Source organism: Azoarcus sp. Soil_N_20 (genome assembly GCF_057656155.1).
The window spans coordinates 306,127-321,741 of sequence record NZ_JBDGKX010000006.1; the positions used below are offsets into that span (position 1 = coordinate 306,127).

Annotated in this window: 15 protein-coding genes; 4 read left to right on the forward strand and 11 right to left on the reverse strand. The window is 69.0% G+C overall.

From position 1 onward, the window contains the following. Positions 1-6: 6 nt before the first annotated feature. From AC3A35_RS14500 to AC3A35_RS14550, 11 genes are all read right to left on the reverse strand, one after another. A complete protein-coding gene (locus tag AC3A35_RS14500) occupies positions 7-669 on the reverse strand; it encodes a tetratricopeptide repeat protein (protein WP_487436845.1) in 663 nt (220 codons plus the stop codon). 21 nt (positions 670-690) lie between these two features. Further along, positions 691-1,527 (reverse strand): SDR family oxidoreductase, encoded by an 837-nt coding sequence (locus AC3A35_RS14505; protein ID WP_487436846.1) that lies wholly within the window; start codon positions 1,525-1,527, stop codon positions 691-693. Continuing rightward, positions 1,524-2,201: an iron-containing redox enzyme family protein gene (locus AC3A35_RS14510; protein ID WP_487436847.1), complete on the reverse strand. Its 678-nt coding sequence runs from the start codon at positions 2,199-2,201 to the stop codon at positions 1,524-1,526. The genes AC3A35_RS14505 and AC3A35_RS14510 overlap by 4 nt, the downstream gene beginning before the upstream one ends. 18 nt (positions 2,202-2,219) lie before the next feature. After that, positions 2,220-3,701, reverse strand: coding sequence for an AMP-binding protein (locus AC3A35_RS14515; RefSeq protein ID WP_487436848.1), 1,482 nt, complete (start codon positions 3,699-3,701; stop codon positions 2,220-2,222). Next, entirely contained in the window at positions 3,698-4,312 is a 615-nt protein-coding gene (locus tag AC3A35_RS14520; protein WP_487436849.1) for a thermostable hemolysin, read from the reverse strand. The genes AC3A35_RS14515 and AC3A35_RS14520 overlap by 4 nt, the downstream gene beginning before the upstream one ends. Before the next feature lie 279 nt (positions 4,313-4,591). Next, entirely contained in the window at positions 4,592-4,900 is a 309-nt protein-coding gene (locus AC3A35_RS14525) for a hypothetical protein (protein ID WP_487436850.1), read from the reverse strand. Positions 4,901-5,025: 125 nt separating this feature from the next. Continuing rightward, entirely contained in the window at positions 5,026-6,600 is a 1,575-nt protein-coding gene (locus tag AC3A35_RS14530) for a SulP family inorganic anion transporter (RefSeq protein WP_487436851.1), read from the reverse strand. Continuing rightward, entirely contained in the window at positions 6,597-7,688 is a 1,092-nt protein-coding gene (locus tag AC3A35_RS14535) for a c-type cytochrome (RefSeq protein WP_487436852.1), read from the reverse strand. Before AC3A35_RS14535 ends, AC3A35_RS14530 begins: the two co-directional genes overlap by 4 nt. Next, entirely contained in the window at positions 7,685-8,263 is a 579-nt protein-coding gene (locus AC3A35_RS14540; protein WP_487436853.1) for a hypothetical protein, read from the reverse strand. Before AC3A35_RS14540 ends, AC3A35_RS14535 begins: the two co-directional genes overlap by 4 nt. After that, positions 8,256-10,325 (reverse strand): putative bifunctional diguanylate cyclase/phosphodiesterase, encoded by a 2,070-nt coding sequence (locus tag AC3A35_RS14545; protein ID WP_487436854.1) that lies wholly within the window; start codon positions 10,323-10,325, stop codon positions 8,256-8,258. Before AC3A35_RS14545 ends, AC3A35_RS14540 begins: the two co-directional genes overlap by 8 nt. A gap of 15 nt (positions 10,326-10,340) precedes the next feature. Next, positions 10,341-11,261 (reverse strand): PhnD/SsuA/transferrin family substrate-binding protein, encoded by a 921-nt coding sequence (locus AC3A35_RS14550; protein ID WP_487436855.1) that lies wholly within the window; start codon positions 11,259-11,261, stop codon positions 10,341-10,343. Between the two features lie 321 nt (positions 11,262-11,582). Here AC3A35_RS14550 and AC3A35_RS14555 point away from each other — a divergent pair, with 321 nt between their 5' ends. From AC3A35_RS14555 to AC3A35_RS14570, 4 genes are all read left to right on the forward strand, one after another. Then, positions 11,583-12,560 (forward strand): ABC transporter permease, encoded by a 978-nt coding sequence (locus AC3A35_RS14555; protein WP_487436856.1) that lies wholly within the window; start codon positions 11,583-11,585, stop codon positions 12,558-12,560. Between the two features lie 79 nt (positions 12,561-12,639). After that, a complete protein-coding gene (locus AC3A35_RS14560; RefSeq protein ID WP_487436857.1) occupies positions 12,640-13,551 on the forward strand; it encodes an ABC transporter permease in 912 nt (303 codons plus the stop codon). Beyond that, on the forward strand, positions 13,548-14,558 hold the full coding sequence (locus AC3A35_RS14565; protein ID WP_487436858.1) for an ABC transporter ATP-binding protein: 1,011 nt from the start codon (positions 13,548-13,550) through the stop codon (positions 14,556-14,558). Before AC3A35_RS14560 ends, AC3A35_RS14565 begins: the two co-directional genes overlap by 4 nt. Beyond that, positions 14,555-15,562 carry an ABC transporter ATP-binding protein gene (locus AC3A35_RS14570; RefSeq protein ID WP_487436859.1) on the forward strand — a complete coding sequence of 336 codons (1,008 nt, stop codon included), beginning with the start codon at positions 14,555-14,557 and terminating at the stop codon, positions 15,560-15,562. Before AC3A35_RS14565 ends, AC3A35_RS14570 begins: the two co-directional genes overlap by 4 nt. The last annotated feature ends 53 nt before the right edge of the window (positions 15,563-15,615 follow it).

Sequence of the window (15,615 nt, forward strand, 5' to 3'; positions counted from 1 at the left end):
GAAGGCTCACTGTGCTTGCCGCAGCTTTTCGAGCAGGGCGCGTGCTTCCTCGCGCCGTCCGGTATCGGCAACCTGTCGTCCCGGGCGTGGCGGCGCCTTGAGCACCTGTTCGAGATAAGCCACTGCCTGGGCAGATTCGCCGGTCTCGATCAGGTACTCGGCGTAGAAGTAGTTCGGATCGATGCCCTGCGGATTGATCGCCAGCGCCTTCTGCAGCAACTCGCGCGCCTTGTCCTTGTCACCGAACCCCAGCGGCCAGCCCGGCACCTTGTAGTAGAGCACGCCGAGGCTGTTGTAGGCGGATCCGTCGAGCGCCTCGGGTTCGATCGCGATCGCTTGTTCGTAACGGGCACGCGCCTGCTTGACGAGGCCGAGCGCCCCGAGCCCACCTTTTTCTCCGGCCCACGAGCTCAGGATGATGCCTTCCCAGACCAGCGGTTCGGCCCGCCCGGCGTGGGCTTCGGCCAACTGGCGCGCCTTGGCCGCAAGGGCCTCGAAGTGTTTCTCGCGCGCCTTTTCCGGCGTCTGGTAGCGGATCACCTCCCACTCCTGCTGCAACGCGACGACACCCTCGTCGACGCCTTCCGATGGCAATGCCGGCGAGGCCCCCGCCGCAAGGGCGAGCATGAGGCAGAAGCGGCGTATGGTCTTGATCGAGCGATGGTTCATGTGTTTGTCTCCAGGGGTGAATCAGCGAGGGTCGCGGGCGAGCGGGGCCGCGGATGCCCCTGTCGTCGCCAGGCTGCGGCGGTGGACCGCGAACGCGCTGTCGAGGGCCGCCGGCGCGAGGCCGTTGATGCGTACGGCCAGCTTTTCCGGAAAGCCGAGGAAGCGCTCGCTGGACTCGTCCGCGATGAGTTGCAGCAGGGCGGCGGCGACGGCCTCCGGGGTGTCGCTGTGGGTGCCGGTCGCGCGGTTGTAGGCATCGACCGCGGGGCTGTTGAATGCGGTCCGGGTGCTGCGCGGGCCGAGGTACTGCACCTTCACCGGCCCATCGGCAAGCTCGCGTCGCAGCGCTTCGCTGAAGCCGCGCAGCCCGAACTTGCTCGCGCAATACACGCTGTAGCCCGGCAGGCCGAGACGTCCGAGCACGGAGCCGACGAAGATGACCTGAGCGCGCGACAGCGTGCCCAGATGCGCCAGCAGCGCGCGCGTGAGCAACATGGGGGCGATCAGGTTGACCTGCATGACGCTTTCGAGATCGGCGGGATGCACCGTGTCCAGGGCGCCGAAGGCGGGCAGGCCGGCGCCGTGGACGACGACATTGGCGCGCCAGGCGATCGCGCTGTGGACGAGCGCGGCGAGCGATACCGAGTCGGAGAGGTCGGCGACCTGGGTTGCCAGCCGATCCGCCGCAGTCAGCCCGGACGTGGCCGCGGCAAGGGATGCTGCCTGCGTCTGCAGCGAGGTCGCGGAGCGGCCGACGAGCATCACCGAGGCGCCCGCGGCGAGCAGAGCCTGCGCCGCCATACCACCGATACCGCCGGTCGCGCCGGTGAGCACCACACGTGCGTCGGCGATCTTCATGCGCTCACCGCCTCGTGGGCAAGAACCGGCAGCGGCAGGCTACGGAAGATGTCGCCGTAGAGCCGGTAGAAGGCGCGTGCGGCGTGGATGATCGCGGCCTGGTCGGCGGGCTCGTCGATGCGGTCCATCAGCCGTGCCAGATGCTGGGTGTGCGACTGGTCGAGCGTACCGTGCGAGCGCAGGTAGCTGAACGCGGCGTCGGCCAGGCCGAGCCGTTCCTGGATACGATCGGCGGCAAGCAGGGCCAGCGCGACGCTCGTGCCCTCGAGCACCAGCACCATGCCGAAGAAGGCGAGCGGATTCCGGCGTGCAATGGCGTCGTAGGCATACGCCACCATGACCTCGGTCGCATGCGCCGGCAGGCCGTCGCGTACCGCATCGGCGTCGGCACCGCAGGCGCGGATGTCGTCGAGAATCCAGCACTCGTGGCCACGTTCCTCGTCGATGTACTCGTCGAGCGCCGGGCGCAGCCAGGCAAGGCGCTCGGGGACCTGTGCCCGGCAGGCTTCGAGCAGCGGCACGGTGTGACTGACATGATGATAGGCCTCGCTCAGGAAGGCGACGTAGCTCGGTAAGGACACCTCGCCGCGCAGGCAGCCCTGGATGATCGGCGCGGCCTGCAAGGTGTCGCGTGCGGCGGCGGTCTCGGCCAGCAAGCGCTCGTAGAAGAGCATGGAAATTCCTCCTGTTACTCAGTGGGTGAGCTGCGATTGCCAGCCCAGGGCGTCGACATGACGTGCCTCGACGGCGGAACGCCGGGGGCGGCCGTTGGCGGTGGCAAGGCCGGATTCGATGCCGAACGGCGCCCGTGCCCGTACCCAGCGCTCGATCCGCGCATAGTCGGGAAGCGTGGCATTGGCCGCGGTGACGGCGGCGTCGATTAGCGCATCGGCAATTCCGGCGTGCACTGGCCAGATGACTGCGCCGAGTGCCGCGCGACCCTCGCCCAGCACGACCGCGTGGGCGATGGCCGGCGATGCCTGCAGCGCGGTTTCGACCCATTCCGGCGACACGTTGCGGCCGAAGCCGGTAATCAGCACGTGCTTGCAGCGACCGCGAACGTGGAGGTAGCCGTCGCTATCGACTGCGCCCAGGTCGCCGGTCGGCCACCAGCCCGCCGCGGGGACATCGTCACCAAGGTAGCCGAGGAACGGGCTGCCGCTGATCTCGATTTCGCCCTGTGCAGAGACGCGCACCTCCGCATGCGGCAACGCGCGGCCGACGCTGCCCGGGCGATCGGCCCCGGGCAGGTTGAGGGCCTGAACCGAGGCGCCTTCCGACAGGCCATAGCCCTCGTAGGCCGGGATGCCGAGCGCGCGGGCAGCGCCGATCAGCGGCACACCGACCGCCGCGCCACCGACCGCGACCAGTTTCAGGCCGGCCGGAGCGCGGCGCGCGCCCGCCTGCAGCCAGGCAACCCAGGCACGCAGCATCTGCGGCAGCAGGATCATGCTGTGCGGTGCGTGCCTGTCGACCGCGGCATGAAAGCGTGCGACATCGAAATGCGAGGAGCCGGACAGCCCGACCTCGCCGAGCGGTGGCACGATGCAGGTGGCGCCCGCGAACAGGGGGGCCATCACCCCGGCAATGTTTTCGAGCAGGACCGGCAGCGGCAGGGCGCACAGGTGGGTGCGGATGTCGAGTCCGGCGGTCGCCTGGAGCAGGCCGGCGGCGACCGCGTCCATGGCCGCCGCGCCGAGGCAGACACCCTTGGGCGTGCCGGTCGTGCCGGAAGTGAAGGTAATCTTTGCGGTCCCCGGCGGCAGCCGCACCGGGCGCGTGTCGAGGCCGACCAGCCCGAGCATGCTGTCGCCGACGACCGTCGGTCGAAGCCAGCGACCGTGCCACGCCTGCGCGGCGGCGAGGGGCGCGAGCAGCGTGTCGGCGCCTGCGGACTGAAGTGCGTGGTGTTGCTGCGCGGCGGTGAAGAAGCCCGGCAGTGGGAGGTGCACTGCACCTGCTGCGCGCGCGGCGAGGTCGGCGATGACCCACGCCGGGCCGTTGTCGAGCAGGGTGGCCAGCACCTTCACGCCGGAAGCTTCCAGGAAGCTGGCAAGCTGCTCGACCTCGGCGACCAGGGTCGGGTAATCCCATTCCGTCTGACCGGACTTGAGCGCGATTGCCTTGGCGGCGCAGGCATGCCGGCGGAGTGCGTCGTGCAGGCTCGCGCTCACGCGCTCGCTCCGCGCGCCTGCAGCCGGCGCAGGGCCGGGCGCAACTGGCCGGCGAGCACAATCGGATGATGTTCGTAGTAGCGGCCCCAGTCAGCGGAGTCGGCGCCCAGTCGGGCGGGATCGGCGATCCCGAGCGCAAGCGGCGTGACCCCCATGCGCACGAAGAGATGGCGCAGCTCCTCGGTGAGCGTGCTCACCACCCACTGGCAGGGGCTTTCGGCCAGATGCAGGCCGAGCCCCAGGATCAGGCGGCGCCCCATGCCCGCGCGCGTCGCCGCGAGGTGCCCGACCTCGACAATCTGCTCGCGGGTGGGTTGTGTGCCGGCGTGCGGCGCGAGCATTTGATCCACCGGTGCATCGAGGTAGCGCTCTAGGAACAGCGGAGTGGTTGCCGGCCGATAGCCGGCCGCGGCCTCGATCTGCCCATTGCAGCGCAGCGCGACGAGGTGCGGGGCGAAACTCGCCACCCGGGCACCGTAGCGGTCGGCAAAGACGCCACGGATGAACGCCTCGACCTCGCCCCGGTCGGCCTGGTCTGGCCCGTGCACGCTGATCCGGCTCCCTTCGCCATGTGTCCCGTGAGTCGGAACCGACTTTCGTGCCATCGACATCACCACTCCTGTTCGGACACGCACCGATTGCGTGTTGATGGGAGGGATCTTCGACGGCTGACATTAAGGCAGGCTTAACGATAGGCTCTGTCGCCGTTCAGTGGTGAACGAGCCGAGCGCTGGTATTGGCTATCTGTTTGTACCGTTTCCAGGTTCGGGAGGCTGCGATGAAGACGGCAGCGTTCGAGCGGTTCGTGAAGCAGTCAGGTGGGCTCTCGCATCCAGCCACGAGACGGTCGGCTCGCTGCGGGGGCACGCGCCAGCCGCACGATCCCGGCGTCAGCGGATCTCGGACAAGAAGCGCTTGCGTGCGGTCTCCAGCCGCGCCCGTCCGCCATCGTCGGTACATGTCAGTGCCGCCTGGTGATAGGTCTCGAAGGCCGCGGCTACCCTTGCCGCGTCAAGCGGCCGGGTGGCGGCGTCTGCCGGCGCAGGCGGCGCCTCGCCGGGAACCGGTTGGAGCGCGGCGTGCTTCGGAATGAACTCTACGCCTCCGGACTCTCCGGAGGCCGTCATCGGGCCGACCTTGGTGTAGGTGCGGCCTTTCAGCTGGAAGCGGGCACCGAGAGGGAGTTGGTCGATCTTCATGGCCTTGCGCGTTTGCTCACGTGTGGGCCGATAGTCTACTACCCGGAGCGCCTGCCGCGTGGTGGCCGATCGTGCGCTTGCGGCCGCGCCGGACCGCGGCCGGCATGGGTGGCTACAGCGGTGCGCTACAGCGTGTGCCGGCGGCGCCGGTCGCTGCGTTTGCGGCCGGCGCGCCTGTCCTGCCCGTCGGCGCGCCGGTCCTGCCCGCTGCGCCGGTCGGCGAAGCTCACCTTTGGGTTCTTGCCGATCTCGGCGAGCCAGCGGATGCCTTCCGCATCGATGTGATGCACGGCGGAAAAATCCACCACGAACTCGGCGAAACGCTGATCGGCGCGGTGGTAGAGCGATTCGATCAGCGGCAGCGAGCCGTAATAGACGTTGCCGCGAATGCGCAGCACGTTTAGCTCCAGGCTGATGCTCGGGTGCGCCTTCTCCCATTTGGCGTAGGCCAGCGCTAACAGCGAACCGCTGATCACCGCGCCGAACAGGCCGAAGATATGCACCGACAGGAAGGAGGCGCCGAACACGACCGTTTCCGGACGGTGGCGAAAATGCGGCGCGATGTCCGCCCAGTCGATCATGCCGGCACCGACCACCATGATGATGGCGGCCATCGCCGGAACCGGAATGATCGCGATCAAGTCGCCGAAGAAGCTCACCAGGGCGAGCAGGATGACCGCCGAGGAGGCGGCGGCGAGACGGCTGTGGGTGTGCATGCCGTGCATCAGCGACATGCGGTTGAACGAGGCGCAGGTGGGCAGCGCGGAGAGGAAGGGCAGGACGCAGTTGCTCAGCGCGTCGCCGAAGATGCCGTGGCGTGCATCGACGAACTGGCCGCTCTTGCGGTTCATGCGCCGCATCGCCGCGACCGTCTGGAACAGGCCCAGCAGCGCCAGCGTGATGGCGCCGGGGATGATGCTGATGATGTCGGGCATCGCCTCCTGGCTGAACAGCGGCAGCGAGGGATACACGAAGCCGGTCCCGGACACCTTGGCCGTCTGTTCGACCAGCGTCTCGGCCAGGCCCAGGTGCGCGTTGATGAACTCCGAATACAGCGTGCCGGCCGCGATGCCGAGCAGGATCGCCCAGTTGCGCAGGCGCTCGAACTGGCGCAGCACGACCGTCACCAGCAGCGTGATCATGCCGATGTGGATGGCGTGCATGTTGCCGATCTCGAGCACGGCCTGGAATGTCTGCCACGCGATCCACGGCCGCCATTCGACCTGGGTGCTGATCGGCAGGCCGGCGAACGCGGGGAAGGACTTGAAGATCATGTACAGGCCGATGCCGCAGATCATGCCGTTGGCGACCGGTTCGCTGACGAAGTCGAGCACCCTTCCGAGCGGGGGAATCACCATGAAGGCAAGCTGGATCAGCCCCGCCATCAGGAACAGGGTCAGCGCGTAGCCGATGTAGTCGGGCCCGAACTGCGGTGCGACCGGCAGCAGGGTGACGCCGACCACCGCCGACAGCGTGCTGTTGGGCCCGCCGTGGAACACGCGCGAGGGATTGAGCAGGGCGGTGAACAGCACGCCCCAGATCGCCGCGTAGAGGCCGAAATGCGGCGGCAGGCCGGCCAGCGTGGTGGAAAACGCGATCGCCTGCGGCAGCACCACGATCGCCAGCGTCAGCCCGATCAGGAGTTCGTTGCCGAATTCGCGGGCGCTCGGAGGGGTCCAGCTACGCGCGGCGAAGTTCATGTGCCGTGCCCCGTGTCGGCGTCCTGCCATTGCTCGACCGCCCGCACCAGTGGGGGCATCAGCCGCATCATCAGCTGCTGCCACAGTGCCGCCAGCGGCCCCTGCTTGTCGCCGGCCGGACGCGGCAGGTTGCTCACGTAGAAGGCAAGGTCGCGGCAGTCCTGCGGACTCAGCGAGCCTTCCTGGCCGGGCGGCATGTTGCGGCAGATGAAGCCGGGCAGGATCGTCGACACGAACGAAAAGTTGTTGCGCGACTGCAGGTTGAACGCGTTCGGTCCGGCCACCGCGGGGAACAGCACGCGGCCGTCGACCACCGTGCCGAGCCCCTGCTCGCCGTGGCAAGCGGCGCATTTCTCCCGAAACAGCGCGCCGCCGCGAACATAGTCGTCGCCGCGTTTCAGCGTCGCCGAGGCGGCCACCTCCTCGATGCCCTGCTCCGGGTAGCGGTTGCCGAAGCGCAGATCCAGCGCCGCGGCGAGAAAGCGGCTATAGGCGGTGACGTCGCGGACCAGGTCGTCGGCGATGTTGGGCTTGTAGCCGTTCGAGGAGTTGATGTAGCACTGCATCTGGCGCAGTTCGTAGGGCAACAGGATGCCGGTGAACTGGTCGTACATGTCGGCCATGACCCACGATGCGGCGAGGCTCAGTGAACCGGGCTGGGCCACATCGGCGGCGGACTGCTTGTCGCCGATGCCCTGGTGGCAGTGATCGCAGCTGGTATGGTTGCCGCGCACGAAGCGCGTGGCGTTCCAGCGTTCGCGCGCGGGGTCGGTCGCGTCCTGCCCCTGCAGGTCATCGATGATGTTGCAGCCACGCTGGATTGCGCGCACGTCCTCTTCCGAATAGCCGCGTTTGACGACTGCCTGGCCGGTGCGGGCGAGCACGTAGGGCGAGACGTAGTGCTCGCCGGCGGCGAGCTGATAGCGCGCGAGCTTGTCGGCGCAGCCCGGCGTCAACGTCACCGGCTGCTGCCGGATCTGCGCCCGCTCGTCATGCCTGGCGACGGCGACCGCATACAGCCCGAGCAGTACCCCGACCAGCAGCACGATACGCAAGGCCTTCTTCCACGGTCCGGCGAGCGGCTTCATGGTGCGCCCTCGGTGCCGCCCTCGCCCAGCTGCATGTGGTGGGCGACCATGCGGGCAAAGATGCGGATGTCACGCACCGCCGGGTCGTAGATGGTCGGGACGAAGCCGTCGAGGTGGTCGGCATAGCAGCGCATCACGCGCTCCTCGAAGGACACGCGTCGCTGCAGCGAGGGGTCGAAGCGGTCGCTGGTCGCGAACGACTTGGCCAGCGCCTCGCCGCTGTGGCAGTGGATGCAGGCATTGGGGTGGTCGTGCGCACCCTTGCGGGTGAAGCGCCAGGCGTACTCGTGGGTGTGGTGGACGAGGTTGTAGCCGTTCTGCACCGCCCGCACGAAGTAGCCGTCGCGGCCGAAGCCGTCGACCCCGTACGCGATGCGGAAGGCGTCCCAACCCGGCTCGGCGCTCACGCGCGTCGAGAACACCGGCCTGCCGGAGCCGACATGCGCCCACAGCACGAACGCGAGGATGAACCCGGCGGCCAGCGCCGCGCGCACCACCACCGCGAGGCGCGCCCGACGGGCGGCGCGGCGCCGCTCGCGGACCGGGGACACGGACGCGGCGGGAATGCTAGCCATCGGCGGGCAGGCGCTGGTCTGCGCCGGCCAGCGCAGCGTGGCCGGACGCCACCAGGAATTCGGTGAAACGCTCGCTGTCGAGTGGGCGCGACAGCAGGTAGCCCTGCAGATAGTCGCAGCCCAGCTCCTGCAGGAACGCGAGCTGCTCCGGCGTCTCCACCCCTTCGGCGACGACCTCGAGCGAGAGGCTGTGCGCCATCGCGACGATGGCGCGCACCAGCGCCGCCGCCTCGGCATCGGCGCACAGCGGCGCGACAAAGCTGCGGTCGATCTTCAGCGTATCGAAGGAGAAGCGGCGCAGGTAACTGAGCGAGGAATAGCCGGTGCCGAAGTCGTCGAGGCTGAACAGCAGTCCCTGGTCGTGCAGGCGCGCGAGCACCGGGGCAATCTGCTGGTGATCGTCGAGCAGGATGTTCTCGGTGATCTCCAGCTCCAGCGCCTGCGGCGGCAATGCATTGTCGTGCAGGACGTCGCGGATCACCTGTTCGAGATCCTCACGCAGCTGGACGCGGGAGATGTTGATCGCCAGGTGGCCCGGCGCCAGGCCGAGGTCCAGCCAGCGGCGCAGCTGGCGGCCGGCCTCGCGCAGGACCCATTCACCGATGCGCACGATCTGGCCGGTGCTCTCCGCCAGCGGAATGAAAGTCGCGGGCGCGATCGCCCCTGCCTCGGGATGTTGCCAGCGCAGCAGCACCTCGGCCCCCACGTAGGCGTGGTTGCCGGCGCAGAAGATCGGCTGGTAGACCAGGTGCAGCTCCTCGCGCGCCAGCGCCCGGTTCAGGTCCTGCTCGAGTTGCAGGCGTTCGCGCACCTGGGCGTTCATCTCCGGGGTGAAGAAACAGATCGGCGGCCGGCCCGGCTTCTTCGCCTGGTACATTGCGTTGTCGGCGTTCGCCATCAAGGCCTCGACCGTCTCGCCGTCGTCCGGGTACAGCGCAATGCCGATGCTGCAATGCACGACCACTTCGCGCCCGTCCAGCAGCACCGGTTGGGCCACCGCCTCGACGAGCCGCCCGGCCACGTCCCTGGCCTCGCCGGCCTGGCCGATGCGAGGCAGCAGCACCAGGAACTCGTCGCCGCCCAGACGCGCGAGGGTGTCCTCCTCACGAAGGCTCGCACGCAGGTGCGCGCTGACCGCGACCAGCAGCCGGTCGCCGGCGGCATGCCCCATGGTGTCATTGACGACCTTGAAGTCGTCCAGGTCGATGAACAGCAGGGCAAAGCGCTGCTGCCGGCGGTGCGCCGAGCGGATCTCCTGGCGCAGGCGCTCGATCGCCATCATGCGGTTGGGCTGCGCGGTCAGGGCGTCGTAGTTGGCCTGATAGTGCAGTTTGGCCTGCTCGCGCTGGATCTCGTGCGTCATCGCGTTGAAGGTCTGGCCGAGCGCGCCCAGCTCGTCGCCGGAGGTGATCGGAACGAGTCTGAACTCGCCGCGGCCCAGGTCCTGCGAGACCTCGATCAGGCGCCGCACCGGGCGCATCACGCTGTAGCGGAATACCAGGTAGATCGCGACGCCCAGGAACAGGATGATGACGGCGTAGACCGCCGATTGCTGCACGAGCTGGTCGCGGACCTGGATGACCAGTTCCTCGCGGCTGATGCCGACCCGCAAGTGCCCCAGCACGCGACCGTCGTGGAGAATCGGAAAGTCCATCGGGATCAGCGCGGGCAGGAGCGTGAGGGTCTCGATCAGGGGGCGCAGGCGGGAAGGCGAGACATGGTCCGGCACCGGTCCGTCCATGCCGAGCGCGGCGCGGATGCGCGGGTCGGCGCCATTCACGTATGAGGTCAGCGGCATGCCGTCGTTGTCGACGATCACGCCATAGACGATGTCGCGCTGCCGGGTGACCTCGCGCGCGTATTCGTTGAGGGTGAGAAAATCGAGCCCGAGGATGACCTCGGGGCTGATCAGCGCGATCAGGTGGCCCAGCACCCGGCCGCGCTCGTTGAGCTGCTGCTCCAGGATGCGGCTCTGGCTGTGCAGGAAGAAATAGCTGTTCAGGGCCAGCGTGACCGACAGGATGCCGGCCACGATCAGGATGAATTTGCTCGCAAGACGCACGGGCGTGCTCCCGATTCAGCGCGGAAGCACGATCGCGGGCATGACCTTGCGGATGATGTGCCGGTGCGGATCGTAGTCGGCGTCGCCGGCGGCGGCGAAGCCGGTCATCTGCGCCTGCTTGAGAATGGCACGCCCGTCCTCGTGCGCGGCCAGGCCCACCAGCAGCGTCTGGATGCGCTCGCCCAGCGCCGGCGGCATGTCGCGGCGCACGGCCCACGGCAGGTGCGACAGGCGATCGGTCATGCCCAGGTGGGTGACGGTGCTGGTGTCCATCGCCTCGCGCACCACCGGCAGGTCGATCAGGATATCGCCGGCGCCGCTCGCGTCGGCCTGGCCGAAGTAGAGCGAGATCAGCGAGTTCGGCGGATTCTTCGCGAACACCGTCTCGTAGTCGCCGGGTTGCAGGCCGGCCTGCAACAGCAGGTAGCTCGGCAGGATGTAACTCATCATGGCGTCCTTGCCGCCGCCGAACACGATCTTGCGCCCGCGCAGCTGCTCGATCCTGGTGATGCCGCTGTCCTTCCTGACATACAGCGCACCGGCCACGGTGCCAGTACCGAACTCCTCGTTGTGGGTGATGACCCGGTACTTGTCGGCGGAGCGCACGTAGTGGAACTGGTTGTAATGGACGATATCGAAGTGCCCCTGTTCGACGCCGTCCCAGAACGCGGCGAAGTCCTTCGCGGTCTCCAGGCGCACCTCCCGGCCAAGCTCGCGGCCGAGGTAGGCGGCGAGCGGCGTGAACAGCTCGGTGGTCAGTGTCGCGTGGCGGCGCGGGAAGATCCCCATTCTCAGCGGCGTCGCAGCGGCGGCCCGCGCCGGGGGGATCGTACGCCAGGCCAGCGCCGCCGCGCCGGTCGCCAGCAGCGCAAGCAGGGCGCGACGGCGGCCCGGGGTGGCCACGGCACTGCGTGCACCTTCCTTTGGTTTGGTCATTCGTATTGCTCTTTGCAGGTTGACTGTGCCGATCCGGTGACGGCCGGCACGCCATCTTATCTGTCTATTGGTTTTTTGATTGCGCCGCGTGGAGGGCACTCGCCCCACCCGCGAACAAGGCGCCGAGCATGAACCGGGTCGCGACGGAATTCAAGGGCCGCGCGCCGGCGGTGCCAACGAATGCCCCTGCGCCGTGTTCTACACGCCCGGTGAGGCCCCCCGGAAAGGCGCAGGGGGACGTGTCGGGCGGAATTGCCTAGGGGCGTCCGGCTTTCCTTGCTACGATCGGCCCGCCGGCCACCACGCCCGATTCGCACCCGTATGCCACTCTTCATCCTCCGCCGCTGCATTCAGGCTTTCAACGTGCTGTTCGTCATGTCGCTACTGGTGTTCGCCGGGGTGTATGCGATCGGCAGTCCGCTCGACCTGCTCGTCGATCCGCAGGCGACCACCGAGGATCTGGCCCGGGCGGCGGCGGCGCTCGGGCTCGACCAGCCGCTGTGGGTGCAGTACTGGCGCTTTTTGGTCCGTGCGCTGGGGGGCGATCTGGGCGACTCCTTCATCCATGGCAGTCCGGCGCTGGGCCTGATCCTCGAGCGCATGCCGGCCACCCTGGAGCTGGCGGTGGTGGCGATGGCGGTCGCGGTGCTGCTCGGTATCCCGCTCGGGCTGTGGTCCGGGCTCTTTCCCGACTCGGTCGGCGGCAGGGCGATCATGGCCGGTTCCATCCTCGGCTTTTCGCTGCCCACGTTCTGGGTCGGGCTGATGCTGATCATGGTGTTCGCGGTGCAGCTGGGCTGGCTGCCCGCGGGCGGGCGCGGACCGACGAGCGAGGTGCTGGGATTGCCGCTGTCGGTGTTCTCGGTGGAGGGCTGGCGTCATCTCGTTTTGCCGGCGGCCAACCTCGCGTTGTTCAAGCTGTCGCTGATCATCCGCCTGACCCGCAGCGGCACGCGCGAGGCGCTGCAGCAGGACTACGTGCGCTACGCCCGGGCCAAGGGGCTGTCGGGCACGCGGGTGGTGGGCGTGCATGTGCTCAAGAACATCCTGATTCCGATCGTCACCGTGGTCGGCATGGAGTTCGGTTCGCTGATCGCGTTCTCGGTGGTCACCGAGTCGATCTTCGCCTGGCCGGGCATGGGCAAGCTGCTGCTCGAATCCATCGTCCAGCTCGACCGTCCGGTGGTGGTCGCCTATCTGCTGCTGATCGTGGTGCTCTACATCGGCATCAATCTGGTCGTCGACCTGCTCTATGCGGTGCTCGATCCGCGTGTGCGCATCCGCGCGGAGTCCGCATGAGCGCCCCCGCCCGGCCGCCCGAAGGGGGCGCTCGCCCTCCCGCGGGGAGGATGTCGCGCAGCGACAGGAGGGTAGTCCGGTGAGCGCACACGCCGACGACGGGCTGGCGGTGGCGTCGGGCCCGTTTGCCCGCCTCGCCGGCGACTACGCCGGTAGCCGGCTGGCGCTGGCGGGCCTTGCGCTGTTGCTGACGATCGTCCTCGCCGCGCTGTTCGCGCCCTGGCTCGCGCCGCAGAATCCCTACGACCTGATGCAGCTCGACATCCTCGACTCGCGCCTGCCGCCCGGCAGCCCGAGCGGCGACGGGCGCCTGACCTACCATCTCGGCACCGATGCACAGGGCCGCGACATGTTGTCGGCCATCCTCTACGGCCTGCGCATCAGCGTCGTGGTGGGGGTAGCCGCCACCGTGCTGGCGCTGATGCTGGGGATGGCGCTCGGGCTGGGGGCGGGCTACTTCGGCGGACGTTTCGACACCGTGCTGATGCGCATCGTCGACATCCAGCTCGCCTTCCCGTCCATCCTCACCGCGATGATCCTGCTCGCGCTGTTCGGGCAGGGCATCGACAAGATCGTGATCGCGCTGGTCGCCTCGCAGTGGGCCTACTACGCCCGCACCACGCGCAGCGCCGCGATGGTGGAGGGGCGCAAGGAGTACATCGAGGCGGCGCGGCTGCTCGGCCTGTCGGCGGTGCGCATCGTGTTCCGCCACCTGCTGCCCAACTGCCTGCCGCCGCTGATCGTGGTCGCGGCGCTGCAGGTGGCGGCGGCGATCGCGCTCGAGGCCACGCTGTCCTTCCTCGGCCTCGGCCTGCCGGTGACCGAACCCTCGCTCGGGCTGCTGATTGCCAACGGCTTCCAGTATCTCTATGCCGGGCGCTACTGGATCAGCGTGTTCCCGGGCGTGGCGCTGCTGCTGACCATCCTCGCGATCAACCTGGTGGCCGACCGCTTGCGCGACGTGCTCAATCCGCGGTTGCAGAAGCTATGAGCACGCGCGCCGTACCGACGCCGCCCACGCTCGCGGTGGAGCACCTCACCACCCGCTTCGCCGGTCGTGCCGGGGTGGTCACCGCGGTCGACGATGTCAGCTTTTCGGTCGCGCCCGGGGAGGTGCTCGGGCTGGTCGGCGAGTCGGGCTCGGGGAAGTCGATGACCGCGTACTCGCTGCTCGGCCTGATCGACCCGCCCGGCGAGATCGTCGGCGGCAGCATCCGGCTCGAGGGCCGGGAGTTGCGCGGCCAGTCCGAGGGTGCGTGGCGCGACATCCGCGGCAACCGCATCGCGATGATCTTCCAGGATCCGATGATGACGCTTAATCCGGTGCTGCGCATCGACACCCAGATGGTGGAGGCGATCCATGCGCACCGCCGGGTGAGCCGGCGCGGCGCGCTCGACGAGGCCCGCGCCGCGCTCGTACGGGTCGGCATTGCCGCACCGCAGGAGCGCCTGCGCGCCTATCCGCACCAGCTGTCGGGCGGCATGCGCCAGCGCGTGGCGATCGCGATCGCGCTGCTCAATGGCCCCGACCTGATCATCGCCGACGAGCCGACGACCGCACTCGACGTCACCATCCAGGCCCAGATCCTGTCCGAGATGCAGACCCTGTGCCGTGAGTCCGGCACCGCGCTGATCTGGATCACGCACGACCTCGCCGTCGTCGCCGGCCTCGCCGATCGGGTGTGCGTGATGTATGCGGGGCGGATCGTCGAACAGGGCAGCGCGCAGCAGGTGCTGGAACAGCCCGCGCACCCCTATACCCGGGGCCTGCTCGATTCGACCCCCGCTGCGGCGCTGGTCGGCGGTGGCGCGCCCGGCAGCCGTTTGCAGCAGATCCCGGGCGTGCCCCCGGTGCTGCTCGATCTGCCCGCCGGCTGTGCCTTCCGCCCGCGTTGCGCACGTGCGACCGGCGCCTGCGAACAGCCGCCGGCCATGCACAGCCCCGCGCCCGGCCACGCGGTGCGCTGCTTCCACCCGTTGCCGCCGGAGTCGCGATGACGACGGGCCTGCCTGTGCCGGTGCTGGAGCTGCGCGGCGTCAGCAAGCAGTTCGGCGCGCAGCCGGACTGGATCGAGCGCGTTGCCGAGCGACTCGGCTGGCGTGCGCCCGCACCTCGGGTGCAGGCGCTCGACGGGGTCGACCTGGCGATCGAGGCCGGCGAGGTGGTCGGTCTGGTGGGCGAGTCCGGGTGCGGCAAATCGACCCTGGGCCGGATCGCCGTGGGCCTGACCACACCCACCGCGGGCGCCCGCTACTGGCGCGGCGCCGCCATCGACGGCCTGCCCGTGGCCGAGCGCCGGCGCAGCCAGCTCGGCATCCAGATGATCTTCCAGGATCCCTACGCCGCGCTCAATCCGCGCCTGCGGGTGGGTGAGCTGATCGCCGAGGCGCCGCGCGTGCATGGCCTCATCGGTGGTGGCGAACAGGCGGATTTCGTCGCCGCGCGGCTGCGCCAGGTCGGCCTCGACCCGGCGATGGCGGAGCGCTATCCGCACCAGTTCTCCGGCGGCCAGCGCGCCCGGATCGGCATTGCCCGTGCGCTGGCGGTGAATCCGGCCTTCCTGGTGTGCGACGAGGCGGTCGCCGCGCTCGACGTGTCGATCCAGGCCCAGGTGCTGAACCTGTTCAGCCGCCTGCGCGCCGAGCTCGGGCTGACCTACCTGTTCATCAGCCACGATCTCGGCGTGGTGCGCCATCTGTCCGATCGGGTGGTGATCATGTACCTCGGGCGGGTGGTGGAAAGCGCTCCGGTCGACGAGCTGTTCGCCCGCCCGAATCACCCTTACACCCAGGCCCTGCTGGCCGAGGCGCCGGTGCTGAAGGTGGAGAAGAAGCGCTTCGTCGCCATCCGCGGCGAACTGCCGTCACCCCTCGATCCGCCCCGCGGCTGCCACTTCCACCCGCGTTGCCCGCATGCGAGCGCGCGCTGCCGCGCGGAAGCGCCGGTGCTGCGCGAGATCGCGCCGCGCCACCGCTCGGCCTGTCACCTGAATCCGGGCTGACCGCCGGGAGAGGCGCCACAGACGCTTGACGGCGCCGGTGGCGGAGCGGAGAC

Excerpts from the sequence above, each read along its gene's own strand:
- AC3A35_RS14500 (WP_487436845.1), bottom strand. The coding sequence starts at position 669 with ATGAACCATCGCTCGATCAAGACCATACGCCGCTTCTGCCTCATGCTC.
- AC3A35_RS14505 (WP_487436846.1), bottom strand. The coding sequence starts at position 1,527 with ATGAAGATCGCCGACGCACGTGTGGTGCTCACCGGCGCGACCGGCGGT.
- AC3A35_RS14510 (WP_487436847.1), bottom strand. The coding sequence starts at position 2,201 with ATGCTCTTCTACGAGCGCTTGCTGGCCGAGACCGCCGCCGCACGCGAC.
- AC3A35_RS14520 (WP_487436849.1), bottom strand. The coding sequence starts at position 4,312 with ATGTCGATGGCACGAAAGTCGGTTCCGACTCACGGGACACATGGCGAA.
- AC3A35_RS14525 (WP_487436850.1), bottom strand. The coding sequence starts at position 4,900 with ATGAAGATCGACCAACTCCCTCTCGGTGCCCGCTTCCAGCTGAAAGGC.
- AC3A35_RS14530 (WP_487436851.1), bottom strand. The coding sequence starts at position 6,600 with ATGAACTTCGCCGCGCGTAGCTGGACCCCTCCGAGCGCCCGCGAATTC.
- AC3A35_RS14535 (WP_487436852.1), bottom strand. The coding sequence starts at position 7,688 with ATGAAGCCGCTCGCCGGACCGTGGAAGAAGGCCTTGCGTATCGTGCTG.
- AC3A35_RS14540 (WP_487436853.1), bottom strand. The coding sequence starts at position 8,263 with ATGGCTAGCATTCCCGCCGCGTCCGTGTCCCCGGTCCGCGAGCGGCGC.
- AC3A35_RS14550 (WP_487436855.1), bottom strand. The coding sequence starts at position 11,261 with ATGACCAAACCAAAGGAAGGTGCACGCAGTGCCGTGGCCACCCCGGGC.
- AC3A35_RS14555 (WP_487436856.1), top strand. The coding sequence starts at position 11,583 with ATGCCACTCTTCATCCTCCGCCGCTGCATTCAGGCTTTCAACGTGCTG.
- AC3A35_RS14565 (WP_487436858.1), top strand. The coding sequence starts at position 13,548 with ATGAGCACGCGCGCCGTACCGACGCCGCCCACGCTCGCGGTGGAGCAC.
- AC3A35_RS14570 (WP_487436859.1), top strand. The coding sequence starts at position 14,555 with ATGACGACGGGCCTGCCTGTGCCGGTGCTGGAGCTGCGCGGCGTCAGC.